This window comes from Clostridium sp. BNL1100 (assembly GCF_000244875.1).
In the GTDB taxonomy this organism is placed as follows: Bacteria; Bacillota; Clostridia; order Acetivibrionales; family DSM-1351; genus Ruminiclostridium.
Map to the genome: position 1 here is coordinate 2957929 of NC_016791.1, position 17629 is coordinate 2975557.

General features: G+C 36.3%; 15 protein-coding genes. 5 read left to right on the forward strand and 10 right to left on the reverse strand.

Annotation, left to right across the window (positions count from 1 at the left end; genetic code table 11):
* Positions 1-367: 367 nt before the first annotated feature.
* Both anfO and CLO1100_RS12585 read left to right on the forward strand, forming a co-directional pair.
* A complete protein-coding gene (anfO, locus tag CLO1100_RS12580; RefSeq protein WP_014314132.1) occupies positions 368-997 on the forward strand; it encodes a Fe-only nitrogenase accessory protein AnfO in 630 nt (209 codons plus the stop codon).
* Positions 998-1028: 31 nt separating this feature from the next.
* Entirely contained in the window at positions 1029-1997 is a 969-nt protein-coding gene (locus CLO1100_RS12585; RefSeq protein WP_014314133.1) for a hypothetical protein, read from the forward strand.
* 76 nt (positions 1998-2073) lie between these two features.
* Here CLO1100_RS12585 and deoC read toward each other — a convergent pair whose 3' ends face one another.
* Positions 2074-2772, reverse strand: coding sequence for a deoxyribose-phosphate aldolase (deoC, locus tag CLO1100_RS12590; RefSeq protein ID WP_202946042.1), 699 nt, complete (start codon positions 2770-2772; stop codon positions 2074-2076).
* Positions 2773-3005: 233 nt separating this feature from the next.
* On the opposite strand from deoC, the gene CLO1100_RS12595 reads away from it, so the two are divergent.
* Both CLO1100_RS12595 and CLO1100_RS12600 read left to right on the forward strand, forming a co-directional pair.
* Positions 3006-4007: an AvrD family protein gene (locus tag CLO1100_RS12595; RefSeq protein ID WP_014314135.1), complete on the forward strand. Its 1002-nt coding sequence runs from the start codon at positions 3006-3008 to the stop codon at positions 4005-4007.
* Between the two features lie 63 nt (positions 4008-4070).
* The gene (locus CLO1100_RS12600) at positions 4071-4712 is read left to right on the forward strand and encodes an AAA family ATPase (RefSeq protein ID WP_014314136.1); all 642 of its coding nucleotides are present in this window, start codon (positions 4071-4073) and stop codon (positions 4710-4712) included.
* Here CLO1100_RS12600 and CLO1100_RS12605 read toward each other — a convergent pair.
* The 5 genes from CLO1100_RS12605 to CLO1100_RS12625 form a co-directional block, all read right to left on the reverse strand.
* Positions 4704-5327, reverse strand: a complete 624-nt coding sequence (locus CLO1100_RS12605; RefSeq protein ID WP_014314137.1) for a response regulator transcription factor — start codon at positions 5325-5327, stop codon at positions 4704-4706. The two genes, CLO1100_RS12600 and CLO1100_RS12605, sit on opposite strands and share 9 nt — an antisense overlap.
* A complete protein-coding gene (locus CLO1100_RS12610; RefSeq protein WP_014314138.1) occupies positions 5328-6707 on the reverse strand; it encodes a HAMP domain-containing sensor histidine kinase in 1380 nt (459 codons plus the stop codon). It lies immediately after the preceding gene.
* A 240-nt stretch (positions 6708-6947) separates the two neighbouring features.
* Positions 6948-7967 (reverse strand): Gfo/Idh/MocA family oxidoreductase, encoded by a 1020-nt coding sequence (locus CLO1100_RS12615; protein ID WP_014314139.1) that lies wholly within the window; start codon positions 7965-7967, stop codon positions 6948-6950.
* 2 nt (positions 7968-7969) lie between these two features.
* Positions 7970-9244 (reverse strand): MFS transporter, encoded by a 1275-nt coding sequence (locus CLO1100_RS12620; RefSeq protein ID WP_014314140.1) that lies wholly within the window; start codon positions 9242-9244, stop codon positions 7970-7972.
* Positions 9245-9257: 13 nt separating this feature from the next.
* On the reverse strand, positions 9258-10433 hold the full coding sequence (locus CLO1100_RS12625) for a Gfo/Idh/MocA family oxidoreductase (protein WP_014314141.1): 1176 nt from the start codon (positions 10431-10433) through the stop codon (positions 9258-9260).
* A gap of 466 nt (positions 10434-10899) precedes the next feature.
* Here CLO1100_RS12625 and CLO1100_RS12630 point away from each other — a divergent pair, with 466 nt between their 5' ends.
* Positions 10900-12531, forward strand: a complete 1632-nt coding sequence (locus CLO1100_RS12630; RefSeq protein ID WP_014314142.1) for a peptidoglycan-binding protein — start codon at positions 10900-10902, stop codon at positions 12529-12531.
* A 115-nt stretch (positions 12532-12646) separates the two neighbouring features.
* On the opposite strand, the gene CLO1100_RS12635 is transcribed toward CLO1100_RS12630, so the two are convergent.
* The 4 genes from CLO1100_RS12635 to CLO1100_RS12650 all read right to left on the reverse strand — a co-directional run bounded on the left by CLO1100_RS12635 (position 12647) and on the right by CLO1100_RS12650 (position 17485).
* The gene (locus tag CLO1100_RS12635) at positions 12647-13687 is read right to left on the reverse strand and encodes an NAD(P)-dependent alcohol dehydrogenase (RefSeq protein ID WP_014314143.1); all 1041 of its coding nucleotides are present in this window, start codon (positions 13685-13687) and stop codon (positions 12647-12649) included.
* Positions 13688-13875: 188 nt separating this feature from the next.
* Complete coding sequence (locus CLO1100_RS12640; RefSeq protein WP_014314144.1) at positions 13876-14871, reverse strand: sugar ABC transporter substrate-binding protein; 996 nt, start codon at positions 14869-14871, stop codon at positions 13876-13878.
* A gap of 84 nt (positions 14872-14955) precedes the next feature.
* Positions 14956-15972 carry an ABC transporter permease gene (locus tag CLO1100_RS12645; protein WP_014314145.1) on the reverse strand — a complete coding sequence of 339 codons (1017 nt, stop codon included), beginning with the start codon at positions 15970-15972 and terminating at the stop codon, positions 14956-14958.
* A gap of 1 nt (position 15973) precedes the next feature.
* Positions 15974-17485 (reverse strand): sugar ABC transporter ATP-binding protein, encoded by a 1512-nt coding sequence (locus tag CLO1100_RS12650; protein ID WP_014314146.1) that lies wholly within the window; start codon positions 17483-17485, stop codon positions 15974-15976.
* Positions 17486-17629: the final 144 nt, after the last annotated feature.

Here is a 17629-nt window from a genome sequence, read left to right on the forward strand (position 1 = left end):
CACTCTAAGTTTTAAGACCTCATCGTCTGACTTTTTTGATGTTGTTCTACTAAAAAAGTCCCATTATTCACTTCATAGTGAATTAATGAGACTTCGTCGTCGTTTTTATTAATTTGTTTAGCTTACTAAGAGTATAAGACTTTATAACCATATTAACAATACACGAATTCGTCAATAAAAACTGTTAATTCAAAAATCATTTTGTATATTTCTTACAAATACGTATTTTTTATTCAAGGATACGGTTGATTATTTCTTTCCCTCCTCATATAATAATAATAAGTGCAACGGGGCGTATCAAGCTAAAAGCTTGATGGCCCCGTTTTTGTATTTCTATATAAAAAATATAACATAGGAGGTTAAATTAATGTTAAAGAGAATTGCAGTGATAGTAAATGATGAAGAAGAGCTTTCACCTTTTGAAAAAGGATCATTCATAAATATATACAATAAGAATAATACACAATGGCAACTATTTAAGGAAGTCCGCTACTATATTAATACTAACATGTCCCTTTCGGACCTTAGGGAAAATATTAAAAGTCTTATTATGGAACTTGAGGATTGCAAGATAATAGTCGGCAAAGTAATGTCCGGGCTTGCTTACAACATATTTGACCGGATGGGGTTTGCAATATTTGAAGCAAAGGATATTACAAGCAGTGTTCTGGATGATATTTATAATGAAGTCAGCAGCTTAAAATCTGAAGCTGCGAATTTAAAGCAGGTTGCCCTTTCACCTGTTCAAACAGAAGAAAACGGAGTTTTTTACATAAACCTAATAGAGCTTCAAGCCAAACATCCTGAAATTTCTTCTAAGAAAGCTCTCAAGCCATTTCTGGAAACTAACACTTTTTTCAGACTTGAGGTTATATGTTCCCATGTTCCCCCCTGGTTTGACAATATACTACCGGCATTGAACCTAAGCTATTCAATAGAAGCAAACGGAGATAACAAGTACAAGGTTTCCATATTAAGTAATGTCTGTTCACATTAAATGTTCCATTATAAAATAGGAGGTTGCCAATATGTTAGAAAATATTCGTGAAAATCTCTTGGGTATTGTCAGTGCTTTTTGTTTTGAAAGCGGAAGAATTAAAGAATGTATACTCTGTGAAAAAAATGTTATTAAAACTGAATACGGCGATTTGATTCCTAAATATGGTGAAGATGAAGTGCGTAAAAAATACTGTCAATCTATTTCGTTTTATGAAAGCGGAAGAGTTAAAAGTATTTCTTTAGAAACCTCAACCTTAATAAAAACAACCTTGGGTACTTTCCCTACAGAACTTGTTACTTTTTATGAATCCGGCAGTCTGAAAAGGATTTTTCCGTTGAATGGCAAGCTAAGTGGATACTGGAGCCAAGAGGATGAAGAAAAACTTTGTGACGAATTCCAATTTCATTTTCCTTTTGGCAGCTTCAAGACCAAAATAATAGGTCTTTACTTTTATGAAAGCGGAAACCTTAAATCAATGACCTTGTGGCCGGGTGAAACTATTATCCTCAGAACTGCTCAAAGCCTTCTTCCGGTGAGGATAGGATTTTCATTATATGAAAACGGAAAGCTTAAATCGGTAGAGCCTGCCTATGAAATTACAGTGCCTACTCTCATCGGAGAATTAACAGCTTACAACGAAAATGCTCTTGGTATAAATGCCGACTGCAATTCACTAATTTTTACAGAAAACGGAAATATACAGACTCTTTGCACAAGCAGCAGCAAGGTGGCTATCTTTGAAAAAGACGGCTCATTTGAAACAATGAAAGCAATAGTTAAGCCCGATCCTTATGAAGAAGGTGTAGTTTCCCTAGTGCCTCTGGAAATTTCTTTTGAAGGTCATTATGTAAAATTTAACAGTGATAAAAAACGAATATATGACATCAATACAACAAGATTTACCATAATAAATGATTCCGGAACAAATTCCGGTTCCGGCCTTTCATGTACAGACTGTTCAAGTTGCAGTTTGTGTAAAAAAAGTAATTATATTTAATTGAAAATGTTAAAAATGCAGTGGATTTATCCAAAAGGATAGCCACTGCATTTTTATTACTTTTTGGGGTTTTAGTTTATTTTGCTTCCTGCAATGTTCCTTCCTCTTCCCTGCGCTTCGCCTCATCCAGAATAACCTTGGTTGCTGTAGCACCGAATCTTACCGTACCTTTACTTCTGACAGACAAAGCATCGTTTAGTGTTCTCACTCCCCCTGCAGCTTTTACCCTGACCTTTTCACTGCATGTTCTTCGCATAAGTTCAAGATCTTCCAGAGTAGCCCCGCCGGTACCAAAACCTGTGGAGGTTTTAACAAAATCAGCTCCTGCATCTTCACAAATCTTGCATGCAATTTCTTTAAGTTCATCACTTAAATAGCAATTTTCCAGAATTACTTTTACAATTACACCCCTCTGATGTGCTGCATCGACCACTGATTTTATATCTTTTTCCACATAGTCAAACTGTTTTGAAAGAAGTCTGCCAATATTAAGTACCATATCAAGTTCCACAGCCCCATCATTGATAGCTTCTACAGCTTCCTGCACTTTTACAGATGTCTTGCTTGAACCATGTGGAAAGCCTATTACGGTAGTTACCAGAACATCACTTCCTTCAAGTTCCTCTTTTGCTATTTCTACATCACATGGCTTTACGCAAACCGAGGCGGTTGAATACTCCTTTGCCAGTCTACACCCTTGTCTAACGTCAGATTCATTCAGTTCTGGCCTCAGTAAAGAATGGTCAATCATTTTTGCAATTTCCTTTGCAGTAATCATTTAGTATCCTCCTGCTTTATAATAATTTTTGTTACTGGTATATTCTTATATATCTGTTAATATTCGTTAGGACTAACAAAAATCCTGCGTAATTCCAAAAACACAGGGTTATAAAAAAGTTATAACTACCTAAAAAACCTGTACCCATTATAATGGAATTATGCTTACTAAATCGCTTTTAAATAACACTATTTTATCTACAAACATTATATTATAAGGAGATGAAAAACATGATAACCAACGAAGTATACGAAACAATTGATGAGCTTTTAGGAGACAAGGACAAAAGGTTTTTCAGCAGCGGCTTTAAAAATGTCAAACACCTTTTCAATGACATTTCAATTAGTCCTTGCCGAAATGAATTAACCGCCAAGTGTTCAGCCATATATCCTGAAAACTGGTCGGTAAAAGAAGATGGAACAGTATTAAAACCACATGTAAGCACACTTGATATTTTGGTATTTGTATTCTGTTTAAATAAACTCTTTGTAAGTCATATTTATCAATTAAAAAACAACCAAATTGGTAATATGTGGATAAAAAAGGTTGTAATAAAAGCAGGCAGCGAACCTGAATATAAACTTGAAGATATTGATATTCACACCAGATTTCTAGGTACTGCTGAAACAGGTAATGACCGCTACAACTCGATGTTTTCAAACGAAATTGCAGGTTTTAATATGGTCATTGAATTGGAACATGACATTAACAGTATGACTACGGAAGAAATCTACTACAGCAGCATAAACGATGCCGGTAGTGCTATTACGGGTTATTGCAGCCAACTGGTAGAAAAGAATAAAATATATGATTTAACAAATATTTGCATTGATAAAAACAGCCAATCCCTTTCTTCCAATGTAAATATAAGAAAGATGGAAACAATTTCAGACAACAATATTTATTCCATCATAGACCTGTTTGCCTGTGCATCTCAACAGATGCAGGCACTGATATACCGGGTTGACAGCATAGAGCGTAAATGTTCCAACAACCTGTGGATGAGAAAAGTTGAAATTGAATATAAAAAACCAGTAAGCACCCTTAAAAGCTTCAGGCAAACTGTTTATATCAGCAAGTCAAAAATCCTTCATATGAAAGAAAATACCTGGCGAATAGCCGATTTTAAATGTATTGTGGATTCCCCCTCGAATCCATTGAGTGTAAGTGTAAGCCTTGCACATGAAATTCCTGAATTAGTTATTAATTCCGGACATAAAAAAGTGTCCTGATTTTACAGTACTCTAAAAGTATTATGTGTGTGATATCTTATTTACAAAGGGGATAGTCATAAAATGAACAAGGATTTGCGAATAGCCATATCCGGTACATTTGCAACGGGAAAAACAACCTTGGCTGTAGCTCTGGAACAACTTACGACAATACCTATGGTTTCTGTAAAAAGTATGGAAGAAGTGACGTCTTTACATTTCCCCGGGAAAACCATAGAACAATGCTCTCCCTATGAATACTACCAAATATGTATCTATCGTTTTTTAGAGCAGGTTATGAGTGAAAACCGGGTCCAAGGGAACTTTATAGTAGATGGAACATTAATAGAATCTTACATATATGGTCTGGTTAAACTTAATTCATTGAATTATACACCTTTCAGCTTTAATCTATTTGCAAACAATCTAGAAATTATTACTCATAAGAATTTATACGAAAATTTTTATAAAAGCTTCGGTAATGTTTTTAAGGAATACTGTCGGAGAAACTATCATTCCTTTATACATTTGCCTGTTGAATCTCCTGCTTCACAAGAAAACTATCATTATTATTCTAATAAAGTCCGTAAGACTTGTGATGAAATGATAATAAGTGCCTTAGAGGAGATAGGGATAAAATACTATATTATTACCGGAAGTACGGAAGAACGTCTTAAAAAAATAATGAAAATTTACAGTCTCAAACCTAAAGACCAATTACTTTAAAATTCCCTTGCTATTAATTTTCTTAATAGCTTGTTTACAATTGGCAACGCCCATTTTTTTCAACAGCTTATTAATTTGTGCTTTTATAGTACCAGGTGACTTAAAAAGTACTTCAGATATTTTTGATTGGGAGTATCCTTGCTGTACCAGGCTAAGAATTTCTCTTTCTGCATTGGACAAGGCAGCCACCTGTTCTGCCTCCTTCATCCTTGAGTAATCTTTTAATAAAATCTCCATGGGTGACACCTTATTGTGGACGGAACGGATAGCAGCAGGGATATCCATATAATTACTTTTCAGAACATAGTTTACAGCGCCGGCAGTAAAGGAGTTTCTAATAACCTCCTCGGACTCAATAGAAGTGAGCATGATTATTTTCACATTTTTAGCCTGACTTATTTCTGCAGCGGCATATATTCCATCCATGTTGTTTTCACTTAAATTTATATCCATTAAAATAATATCCACATCATTATTTTTTGCCATTTCCACGGCATCCTTTTGAGTGGAGGCAGTAGCTACGACATTCAGGTCTTCCTCATTGTTCAAAAAAATTTTTAAAGAGCTTAACCACACGGGATCATCCTCAACAATTGCCACTGATATTTTTTTCATCTATACCACCTTCTTAACCTTTTTTGATAAAAACTTCAAAATTACTGCTGTTCCTTTATTTTCATCACTCTCTACCTCTATACCTCCACCGTGCTTATGCATTACATTATAGCAATAGGATAACCCCAGACCAAAATTCATGCTGTTTTTCTTGGTAGAAAAAAACGGATCAAAAATACGGGAAAGATTACTGGCGGGTATACCCGGGCCGTTATCACGAACTTCCACTGTTAAGACCTTTTTACTTTTTATAACATGAATCCCTATCTCTCCGCCGGGTTGAAGTGCTTCAACTGCATTTTTCAAAATATTATTCAAAACCTCCTGAATATGTACTGCATCACACAAAAGTACAGTACCGAATTGACCATATGAATAATAACGCTTAATTGAAATATTTTTTTCCTTAATATGTACTATCATGAGGTTCAATGAGTTCTCTATAATATCTGCTAAATTATGATATTCCTCCCTTATTTCTATCTCATGCATATAATCCTTAATCCTGGCCACTAACGTCATAAGGTGATCAGTTGATGCTGTAATGTTCTGCGTATTTTCACCGATATATCTGTCGAATTTCTCCTTATCAAAGGATTCTTCTGAGGAATTAATGTTCCTGGTGCATAAAGAAATCTTTAAAATCTCATTTTTTATTGCGTGAGTCAAAATCTGGGTTCCTGAACTGATTGACTGCATAGTGCTGTCAAGACGGTTTTTTTCAAATCTTATTTTTATCCCCAAAAAACCATATTTTACAACCAGAACGCAGTATAAAGCTGCTACCACAACAACTACTATTATATTGAATTTCCATAGGTTTTTTATTCCAAGAATAGGGAGAAGAAAGTTTATAAGCCATCCAAATATTGTGGTAGGTATCATGAAAATACCCACAAGGAATATGTTTTTCTTTTTTGGTATGCTGACCGTTTTAAAATACCCAACAATCAATACTGCATTCGATAAAATTACCCCAAACGTAGACCATAGAGTCAAATATTTGTATGAAGGCTTAATTGTAGGATACATAAAATCATTTATCGGTAGAAATACGTAAATTAAAACAACCGGAATAAGCAAAATCCACATCAGAAATTTGTTATACTTAGGTTCAAGTATTTTACTTAAACTTAAGCTGAACATTAGTAAGGTATAGGGGTAAAATACAAAAGAAATTGACGTAAGAATACAAATAATCAGCTTAATGTAATTGTTCACATTAGGTGCAGCAAGTACATTAATACTGTCGGCTAAATACCGCAACCCCACACAAAAGGCTGCGGAACTTAGCCATCTGTTACATTCACTTTTAAAATCTACAACCAATATAATAATCGAAATTATCCATATTAAAATCAATGAAATAATAAATGTCATTAAGGTCCCCCTTTGCTTAAAGCCGCAAGGAGTATGTAGTGTGTTATTTGCAGCTGTGTCCACTAAAATGTCAATCTTGTGTTTTTTATGTCAAATTATTAAAGAAATGATATCATACATAAATTGAGAAAATTGTCATTATATGTATAGTACTATTGTATTTTTTTATAAACAATAACCCATCATAAAGTGTTTTTTCTGATGGGTAGACTATTAGTAAACTTATTTTTTTATTTCGTTCTAATCATTTATGAGTATTGTTTTATCCTTGGCATGCGCTTCTGCACAAGCCATAACTAGCTTTAACGCTCTCAAACCTTCTTCTCCCGATATAGCCGGATCAGTTCCGTTTACAATACTATCCAAGAAAGCATCTGCAATACCTGATGTTTCCTGTTTATCAAAAGTATAACAAATCCTCTCATTTTCAGATTTTGCAACAATTAATGGATAGCCGGGATTACTATAAATTTCTATGGTGCCTTTCGAACAATAAAGTACGGTACTTTTATCCATACCCCCATAATAAGTCCAGCTTGCTGCCAGTGTTCCTATAATCCCGGATTTTGATTTCAGCAAACATACACTATTGTCAGGAGTTTCAACTAATTCTCCGTTTTCACGCTTTTTATCCCTGACCTCCGAGAAAGCTTTTATTTGATTTATACGATCATCTATAAGCCATTCAATCAAGTTTAACTTGTGTACACCAAGATCTGCTAAAACTCCTGTTAAGGAACTTTCATTATCGAAAAACCATGAATCCATGCTTTGATTTACACTCCAGTGCTCCGGCCCTCTATGTCCGAAAGTGGTACGAAAACTAAGTATTCTTCCCATTTCACCGCTTTTAACGATTTCCCTTGCTTTTTTGTGGGCATACTCAAATTTCATGTCATGAGCAATCATTAGACACTTTTTTGTCCTTGCTGCCGCTTCAAGCATTTTTTCACCTTCGTCAACGGTCACAGCTATTGGCTTTTCGCACAAGACATGCTTTCCTGCCTCCATGGCAGCAATGCTCATTTGAGCATGATATTTATTGGGTGAACAAATACAAACTGCCTGCACTGCTGGATCCTCCAGCATTTTTCCGTAATCGGAATATACCTTCCCTCCATATTTGGATGCAAGAATTTCCGCTTTTTCACTAGAGGGGTTAAAGTAACCGATAATTTTAGACAATGGATTAGCAGCAAACTCCGGAACGTGACGATACCTTGCAATAGCTCCGCATCCTACAATACCTACTCCGATCATTTTTATATCTCCTTTATGGACAATTTTTTAGATAAACCTGTAACTTCTTTTTGCTTTGATACTTTTTCCCCTAACCCACGCTTGAATAATAAAATGAACGGCAGGAACATAACTGCATTGACAACCAATGGTACACCCCAGAAGGCAGAGTAATTAATAACACCTGATACTGCTGTTTCAAACATTGTAACAGCCCTGCCGGCTGACAGGTTACCCAAGGATGCACCTACTCCATATGCAAGCATAATTATTATCTGCTGAACCCCCGGCCGTGCCGTACTATCTTCGCACTGACTGTCAAGGTAAATGCACGATGCAGTGAAAAAGAATGCTGATGCCACTCCATGACAAACAAGAGCAGAGATTACAGCCGGAAATGCAGGGCTTATAAGCAGTGCCACAAATCTCCACAAATTGCCTATAAGTCCTATTATCAATACCTTTTTGAAGTCCTTGCGTACTATAAAGTAACCAAGAACTCCAAGTGCCACAGCCTCGGCTATTTGTGCCACACTCATCAAGGGCATAATATTGGTTTCTCCGTAATTACTCTGCTGTAAATACGGCCCGATACCGAACAGATAGTATTGAAATGAAGTAAATGTAATAAAAACCATTGCAGCAAGAAATAGATTCTGTGGCTTTGTAAAAACGGCCAGGGCTTCTCTCGGTACAAGGGATTTCCGGCTGTCAGGCTTAATCTTTTTAACAGGCAAAGAAAAGGTATATACAAATAATATAAACGAAATGCCTGCTGAGATTTTCAATGCATCTGCCATCCGGTTTAAGGCCATGATACCCGTGAAATTTCTCATCCATACAAAGCTGAACAGCCATCCGGCCGATATCCAACCGATAGAACCCCACATCTGGATACCGCCGAAATTTTTCTTTGCATTTTCCTCATGGTGAAATACTACTGCTGATACGCATCCATTTGTACATCCGAATGATAGTGTATAAAGTAAATATGTAACAAGCACCCATTCAAATCTGGTCTGAAAAGTAAGTATAGTCATAAATATAGCAGCAAACAAATGGCAAATTCCAAGCAGACGATTTACTGTCAATATTTTGTCAGCAATCAGTGCTCCCATAACAGATGATAAAATTGTAGTTATCCCCGATACGGAGAGTATAATCCCTGTTTGGTCTCCGGAAAAATGCAGGCATTTTATCAAGTATAAACTCATAATCGGACAAGTAATTCCCGAAATGAAGAATTGTAAAAACATTAACGAGGAGAGTCTTGATTTTATAAATTTATTATCTTTCATAGCACTCCCTTCTTTAAGCTGTAAGGCCCTTTGGCAGTTTTCCTTCTTTTATCCAGTCTGCAGCTTCTATAGGATCAAATACAGTCCTTATTTTCTGCGGCCCGCTGAAGCTGCGTGCATTTTCCAATACATCAATTATCTCCATTACATGAAGTGCATGGCTCATATCCAAACGGCATTTTCTTTTATGTAAAATAGCATCGGCTAGTTCTGCTACTCCCTTTGCCCAGTCCACATTCACTTCATCCTGACTTCTGAACTCAAAATCCTCAGGCCTTTCAAATTCGTATTCTTCCTTCTCTGTTAAATATACATGTGAATTTTTACGGTCTTTTGAATCGGAAGTTATCCTCTTCTGTATATATACTTTTTGCTGGACATCCCAATATAAATCATCGGTTGTAAGTACACCCTCATCTCCCACAATCATCAATGAATGATTATGCGGTGCAACTGAGCCTATAGTCAATCTTGCTACCATACCTGATCTGAATTCAAGGCACGCTTCGCTGTAGTCCGGCCCAAGGTCATCTATCCTGTCTTTGTTTATTTTGTTTGGTACAAGGCAGCGGGTGTATGCCTGAACTTCCTTAACAGGCCCGAAAAACGCCGTTAGTAATGTAAGGCAATACCCTGCATGTTCCAAAAGACTTCCTATCTTAAACTCATTTTCATATGGCCATTCAGTTCCTGTTCTGCTTATCCAAGTCCAGTAACGCATATCATGAACAGCACCGTCATCAAGCTGTGCGTATGCAAGAATAGGATGTCCGATTTCTTTGTCTTTCAAGGCTTTCATAATTCCCTGTGCGTATTCTCCTAAAAGAATACTTGGTGCAGATGCAATGAATAGCTTTCTTTCCTTTGCTAAGTTCACCAGCTTTGATGCCTCATCAAAATCCATTCCCATAGGTTTTTCAGTGTATACATGTTTATTAGCCATAAGCACTGCTCTTGAAACTTCATAGTGGCTGTGTGGATTTGTGCAATTTAAAACAATTGATATCTCCTGTTCCTTCAGTAAATCCTCAACAGTGCTGAAATGCTTAACTCCATAAAACTTTGCAAACTTTTTTGCTCTATCGGTATTAATATCTGTTACTCCTACAAGTTCCAGTTCCGGGTGGTTCGGTAGTGTTGTTGCATAGTAATTAGCAATATAACCGCATCCTACAATTCCAATTTTCATAGTATTTAATCCTCCGATTCTTCATAGTATTTTAGTTTATTACCCGGCTAATTCAAAGTAACCGGTGTTTTGTGTGTATTTTTGCAATTTAACGGTCCGTTATTGTTTACCATTATAAAGTTACCAATTTGAGTTGGGTAGTTATAACATTTTTATAACCATATACAATTAAAGTAGTCGCTTTTTACGGAATTATATATAAAAAGCTACAGGAAAGTAACCTTTTTGTAATTGTAAAGTAACTTTAATATCATTTTCTTAAAATCTATGATAAAATATTACTATTCATAATAAAAGTTGTGTATTTTAGGGGCATAAATAAACTTTACATTTGATACATATATACGGCTAAACTTCTATGTTTTTAATTCTTTTGGATATTCTTTTGTTTATCTTAATGTTCCTATTTATACATTCTTTTTTTGAAAATTTCGTAACTAAAAATACAAATTGAATTGGAGAGATTATGAATTTAAAGAAGATTAAGAGTTTGATAAGTGATATACCTAAGAAAATTAAAAATTATAAAAATAAATATCCCTCAAAATATAAATATATAATTATTTCATCTTCAGGCGCAGCAGCACTGGCTCTTACGGCAGCAATTGTTTTCACTCTGCCGCCCTCAAGCTCTAAATTTGTTGCTACAGGTAAACAGGAAAGTACGGCTTCAGTATCCAGCCAAACAACCCAACAGAAGTATTCGAAAGCCACGTCAGAATCAACTGCATTACCTAAAACATCCCGTGGTATTACTCCTATGAACCCTTTAAAAGGGGATGTTATAAAGTCAGGCGTAAAAGATAGTACAGTTACTGTTATTCAAAAGAGACTCATGGATCTGGATTATCTCGAAATTGACGAACCAACCGATGAATTCGGAGAACCGCTTCAATTCGCAATAGAATTATTTCAGCGTAAAAACAAGTTACCCATAACAGGTGAAGTTGATGCCAAAACATACGAGCTTTTGCTCTCAGAGGGTGCAAAAGCATATACCGTTTCTCTTGAAGCTGAAGGACCTGATGTACAGCAGCTTCAGGAACGTTTGTATGAATTAGGATACATAAATAAGGCAACAGGTTATTTCGGTACAGATACCGACACCGCTGTAAAGGAATTTCAGAAAAGAAACGGACTTTACGATGACGGTAATGTAGGTAAGCAGACAAGAGAAATTTTATATTCGGCAAATGCAGTTCCAATGTCCTTTTATTTAGGGGACGAAAACAGTGAGATACTTCAATATAAGCAAAGATTGTATGAACTTGGTTATCTCACCGCAAAACCCAGCGGAAAGTACGATAACGATACAGTCCTTGCAGTTAAGCGTTTTCAGGAAAATAACGGTTTGATTGCCGATGGTTTTATAGGGCCGGTTACAAAAGATTTGCTTATGTCGGCAGATGCTACTGAAAATGCCCTTGATATAGGCGATAGCGGAGATGATGTTACTAAAGTTCAGACTTACTTGAAGAAGCTTGGATATTTGAAAGGCGTAACAGGTTATTTCGGCTCTGACACGCATAATGCTGTTCTTAACTTCCAGACAAGAAATGGTTTGGGACAGGACGGAAAAGTAGGTTCACAAACAATAGCCAAACTCTTATCACCTGATGCAAGAAAATGGACCGGTGGTTCAGGAAGCGGCTCAAACGGTAACAATTCAGGAGGGTCGAGTAATTCCGGCGGAGGCAACAATTCCGGTGGAGGTAACGGTGGAAACTTTGTAAGTCCAAGTGTTGAACGACTTATATCAGTAGCAAAATCAAAACTGGGAAGCAGATACGTATATGGTGCAAAAGGGCCAAATACCTTTGATTGTTCGGGATTTGTTTATTGGGTATTAAAGAATTCAGGAGTCAGACAAGGTTATATGACCTCCGGAGGATGGGCCGGAAACGGCAGATATAGAAGGATATCCAGTATGAGTAGTATAAAACGCGGAGATATCATTACATACAACGGACATGTCGGTATTGCATTAGGCGGCAACCAGATGATCGATGCATCATCTAGTCAGGGCAGAGTTCGTATTACAAACATAACTTCTTCCTACTGGACAAGGAATTTTATTTGTGCATTTAGAATATTCTAGAATTTGATTAAGACGCTATGCATTCCATAGCGTCTTTTTGTTACGTAAACAGTAAAAAAACCCGCCGGTTTTAACCGACGGATAATTTAGGAGTATTATTTATGGAAGAATAAAATTAGTCTATTTTGATAACTGCCTTAACAACATCCTGCTTATTGTTTATTACATAGTCAAAAGCATGTGCAACATCATCAAAATCAAATTCATGTGTTACTATTCCTGTTATATCTATGATTCCTTTTGAAATAGCCTTTATAGCTATAGGATATATGTTTTTGTAACGGAAAACGGATTTAATTGTAGCTTCCTTTGCCATAATCTTTGCAAAGTTGAATTCAATTATATCCTGTGGAGCCAAACCTACAAGAACAATGGTACCGCCGTTTTTAACAAGGTAAGGAGTCTGTGAAATAGTTCTTGCTGAACCGGCAGTCTCTATAACAACGTCTACTCCCTTTTTATCGGTGAGTTTGTCTATTTCTGCGAACACATCAACTTCTGCTGCATTTATTGTATTGGTTGCTCCCAGATTTTTTGCATATTCCAGTCTCTTTGGTATTACGTCAACTACAGTAATGTCAGTTGCTCCGTTTGCTTTACATGCAAGCAATGTAACAAGTCCTATTGTTCCTGCTCCAAGAATAACAACTGAGCTTCCAAGCTTTACATTTCCCTGGTTTGCTGAGTGCATACCAACAGCCAAAGGTTCAACTAATGCTCCCTCTTTTGTTGTTATGTTATCAGGCAGTTTAAAGCACATATTTTCCGGGAAAGCGATATAATTCATTAATGAACCGTGGTAAGGCGGTGTTGCTAAAAATTCAACATCCGGGCAAAGATTATATCTTCCTGTTTTACAGAATTCGCATTGTCCGCAAGTTATTCCCGGTTCTAAGGCAACCTTATCTCCTACTTTTAGGTTTTGTACTCCGCTGCCAACTTCAACAACTGTTCCGGCACATTCATGTCCAAGTATGAAATCTCCATTTACTATAAAATCACCGATTTTTCCATGCTCAAGATAATGCACGTCAGAACCGCAAATTCCCACATACTCAAGCTTTACAAGTACATCCTTTTCTCTGAGCTTTGGAACCTCTATATCCCTTATCTCCATTTTGTTTATTCCGGTCATATAAGCCGCTCTGTTTTTCATAATAAAAACCTCCACACAATAGATTATCCTTTAAATTTATATTTAAATCAACTTTATTATCAACTTTTATAAAACACTTTAATTAACTTTCTTTTTTTTATAATACACCAAATAATTTAAATATACAATACAAAGATACGTGAATAAAGATTTTTTCACGTACCTTTGTATTTATAATGGTACAAATATTACTTAATAGCTCCGGACTTCTTTAATATATCTATATATTGCTGTACATTATCTTTATTTACAAGTGGGTTACCGATATCTGTATCAACTTGCTTTTCTCCACCTGTTAAAAGCTTATTGCTTGTTTCAAGTAATTTTGTAGCAAGATCATATGCACTTTGCATACAAGTTGAAGTCATTCTACCTTCTTGAATTAAAAGCAGTGCTTCTGCAGTTCCGTCAACACCATATGCAAGCATGTTTTTGAACTTAGGGTTATCTTTAACTACTTCAAGTGCTCCAGCTGCCATGTTGTCATTCATTGAAATAACTGCATCAATCTTGTCATTTGACTGTATCCAGTCTTCCATATACTTCATAGCTTCGTCTTTGTTCCAGTTTGCAATCTGTTCGCCAACGATTTTAACATCAGGACGTTTTTCAAAGAATTCCTTCTGCCAGCTCTTACGTCTTTCATCAGCGTGGAAGTTTCCTGAAGGTCCATCCAATACTACAACTTTTGCATTTTGTGGAATCTGCTCTAATGCTGCACGAGCATTTACTCCAGCCTGCTCATATGGATTTGCGTCTACTGATGATGCTCCTTCAATTCCTGAAATACGAGCATTAGTTGTTATTGCATGTATACCTGCCTTAACCACTTTTTCAACGTATGGTCTTTGAGCTTCACCATTATTAGGCTGAACAATAACCAGATCATACTTGTTTGTGATAGCATTTTCAATCATTGAGTTTTCAGTATCGTCATTTGCCTGACCATCGAATACATCAAGCTTTATTTCCGGGTACTTCTTTGCTTCATCCTTTACAGCGTTTGCAAGCCAAGCTGCAAATGAGTCAGATTGGGCACGAGCTATATATGCTACCTTATAGCCCTTTGAGCTGCTTCCGCCTGAAGATGTTGAATCGGAAGTTTTAGGTGTCCCTGTTCCACATGCTGCTAAAAAAGTAATTGCCAGTGACATTGATAGTACGCTAATTAATTTCTTCTTCATCTGTGTGTCCATCCTTTTAATAGATTTTTTTATAGATATAGTTTTTATTATTTAAACAGCAGTGCTGTTTAATTTAAATTAAGTTTATTTCTTTGCTGCTAATTTTTTGTTTTTTGCATTTTGTTTGTCTTCTATTCTGCCAAGTGTACTCTTTGTTCTACGGTTTTTAGACTGAATATCGTATATAACCGCAAGAGCTATTATTGCACCTCTTACAATCTGCTGCATGTAAGAATCCACACTGGTGAGGTTCATAATATTGTCAAGGAAACCTACTATAAATGCACCGGCCAGTGTACCTGTTGCAGTTCCAACACCACCTGAGAAGCTGGTTCCACCGATGATAGCCGCTGTTAAAGCTGTAAACTCATAACCTACAGCACCATTTGGAAGACCTGCATTAACACGGGACATGAACAATACTCCTGCCAACCCAACGAAAATACCATTGATTATAAACGCAGTGTACTTAACTCTGTGAACATTAATACCTGATGCAACTGATGCTTCTTCATTTCCACCAACGGCATACAGAGAACGTCCAACCCTGGTGTGTTTCAATATATACCATGTTACTATTGCTAATACTACAAGGAATATAATAGGTATTGGAATAACACCTACAGAACCTTGTCCGAACACTACGAATTTGTCCAGCTGTAAAATGTTTTGTCCTTTTGTATAAAGTAGTGCTACACCTCTTGCCATGGTCAGCATTGCCAAGGTTGCAATGAATGGGGGAGCCTTGAAAGTACTGATCATTAAAGCATTTATAAAGTTGCAAACAACACCGGTAATTATACCTACCAACACCGCAACAACCAGTGATCCGGTTGCTTTATAAGCAGATATTGCAAATACTCCTGAGAGAGCCAATACGGAACCTTGAGACAAGTCAAGCATTCCTGAGATTATCAATATTGTCTGACCAAAAGCAAGAATTGTTGTAACTGCCAACTGTCTTGAGATATTTGTCAGGTTGCTGGTTGTTAAAAAGTTTGGGTTTGCCAATGAACAAATTATGAATAATACAAACAGTACCATAAAAATACTGTATTTCTTTTTTGCCGTATTCCATAGGTTATTACTTCTTAAATCCATTTTATCTCACCTCATCTGATGTTAAAGTTCCAGTAGCATATTTCATAATGAGCTCCTGGGAAAAATCTTCTCGTTTAATTTCACCTGTAACTGCACCCTTTGACATTACATAAATCCTGTCACACATACCTATAAGCTCAGGAAGCTCGGATGAAACCATTATTACTCCCTTACCTTCCTTCGCTAAATTTGTCATTAGTTTGTATATTTCAAATTTAGCACCTACGTCTATACCACGGGTAGGTTCGTCCAGTATAAGAACATCCGGGTTTCTTATCATCCACTTTGCCAATAAGACTTTCTGCTGATTTCCACCGCTTAATGAAGCAATAGGTGTTTCCAAAGTAGGAGTTTTTACCCTCATTTTCTCGAACATATCTGATACAATGCTTTGTTCAGCTTTCTTGTGATACCGGAATCTGTAAAATACCTTCTGAAGGAATGCCAATGTTGTATTTTCCCTTACTGACCTGACTGGAATAATACCGTATCTTCTTCTGTCTTCTGATAGCATTACCAGTCCTTTTTCAATAATCTGCTGTACATTTTTGACTTTGACTTCTTCTCCCTTGATATTAACTGTTCCTGATGAAATAGGGTCCAGTCCGAAGAGCGATCTCATAACTTCAGTTCTTCCTGCTCCCATAAGTCCGGCGAAACCAATGATTTCACCCTTTTTAAGGTGGAAGCTTACGTCATGGTAAACGTTTCCGTTACTTAATTTTTTAACCTCAAGTAACTTTTCTCCGATTTTGATTTCTTCCTTTGGATAGGTGTTGGTCAATTTTCTTCCAACCATTAGTGCGATTACGGTTTCAATGTCAAGTTCTTCCTTTGGATGACTCTCAACAACTGTTCCGTCTCTGAAAACTGTTATTTCATCAGCTATCTGGAATATTTCATCCAGTTTGTGAGAAATATAGATGATGCAAACACCTCTGGCTTTAAGTTCTTCAATTTTCTTAAAGAGCTTCTCAACTTCTTTTTGGGTGATGGCCGAGGTCGGTTCATCCATGATTATAATATCGGAATTGTATGATATTGCCTTTAAAATCTCTAACATCTGAATATCGGAAACCGTCAGATCCTTTAACAGTGTGGTAGGTAAATAAGGCAGATTTTCCTTTTTTAATAATTCCTTTGTACGTGTTCTAACTTCTTTCCAGTTTACATTACCAAATTTGTTGACTGGCAGGTTGCCTAGAAACAGGTTTTCCTCTACCGTCATTTCGGGAACGTAGTTCATTTCTTGAAAAATCATTGATATACCAAGATTCCTAGCCTGTATGGGATTATTGATTTTTACAGGTTTCTCATCAATGAATATCTCACCGCCGTCGGGTTGATAAATCCCGTTAATGATCTTCATCAATGTTGATTTTCCTGCTCCATTTTCCCCACACAATACATGCACAGTACCTTTTTTTACAGTAAAATCGATTTTATCAAGAGCTTTAACCCCTGGAAAGGATTTTTCAATTTGCGAAACTCTTAGCTTAATGTTATTGTCCATTTCCTTCCCCCATAAGTTTTCTTGTATAAAAACCCTATAATACTTATTACTATTATTGCCATCTTTCATCGACCGATTTATATAAGACTTTTATAAATTACTTTTAATAAGATTATATCGTATAATTAGTAAAAGTCAACATAA

Bases quoted from the DNA above. Each gene is read 5' to 3' on its own strand.
- anfO (WP_014314132.1), top strand. From the start codon at position 368: ATGTTAAAGAGAATTGCAGTGATAGTAAATGATGAAGAAGAGCTTTCA.
- CLO1100_RS12585 (WP_014314133.1), top strand. From the start codon at position 1,029: ATGTTAGAAAATATTCGTGAAAATCTCTTGGGTATTGTCAGTGCTTTT.
- CLO1100_RS12595 (WP_014314135.1), top strand. From the start codon at position 3,006: ATGATAACCAACGAAGTATACGAAACAATTGATGAGCTTTTAGGAGAC.
- CLO1100_RS12600 (WP_014314136.1), top strand. From the start codon at position 4,071: ATGAACAAGGATTTGCGAATAGCCATATCCGGTACATTTGCAACGGGA.
- CLO1100_RS12605 (WP_014314137.1), bottom strand. From the start codon at position 5,327: ATGAAAAAAATATCAGTGGCAATTGTTGAGGATGATCCCGTGTGGTTA.
- CLO1100_RS12610 (WP_014314138.1), bottom strand. From the start codon at position 6,707: ATGACATTTATTATTTCATTGATTTTAATATGGATAATTTCGATTATT.
- CLO1100_RS12615 (WP_014314139.1), bottom strand. From the start codon at position 7,967: ATGATCGGAGTAGGTATTGTAGGATGCGGAGCTATTGCAAGGTATCGT.
- CLO1100_RS12620 (WP_014314140.1), bottom strand. From the start codon at position 9,244: ATGAAAGATAATAAATTTATAAAATCAAGACTCTCCTCGTTAATGTTT.
- CLO1100_RS12625 (WP_014314141.1), bottom strand. From the start codon at position 10,433: ATGAAAATTGGAATTGTAGGATGCGGTTATATTGCTAATTACTATGCA.
- CLO1100_RS12630 (WP_014314142.1), top strand. From the start codon at position 10,900: ATGAATTTAAAGAAGATTAAGAGTTTGATAAGTGATATACCTAAGAAA.
- CLO1100_RS12635 (WP_014314143.1), bottom strand. From the start codon at position 13,687: ATGAAAAACAGAGCGGCTTATATGACCGGAATAAACAAAATGGAGATA.
- CLO1100_RS12640 (WP_014314144.1), bottom strand. From the start codon at position 14,871: ATGAAGAAGAAATTAATTAGCGTACTATCAATGTCACTGGCAATTACT.
- CLO1100_RS12645 (WP_014314145.1), bottom strand. From the start codon at position 15,972: ATGGATTTAAGAAGTAATAACCTATGGAATACGGCAAAAAAGAAATAC.
- CLO1100_RS12650 (WP_014314146.1), bottom strand. From the start codon at position 17,485: ATGGACAATAACATTAAGCTAAGAGTTTCGCAAATTGAAAAATCCTTT.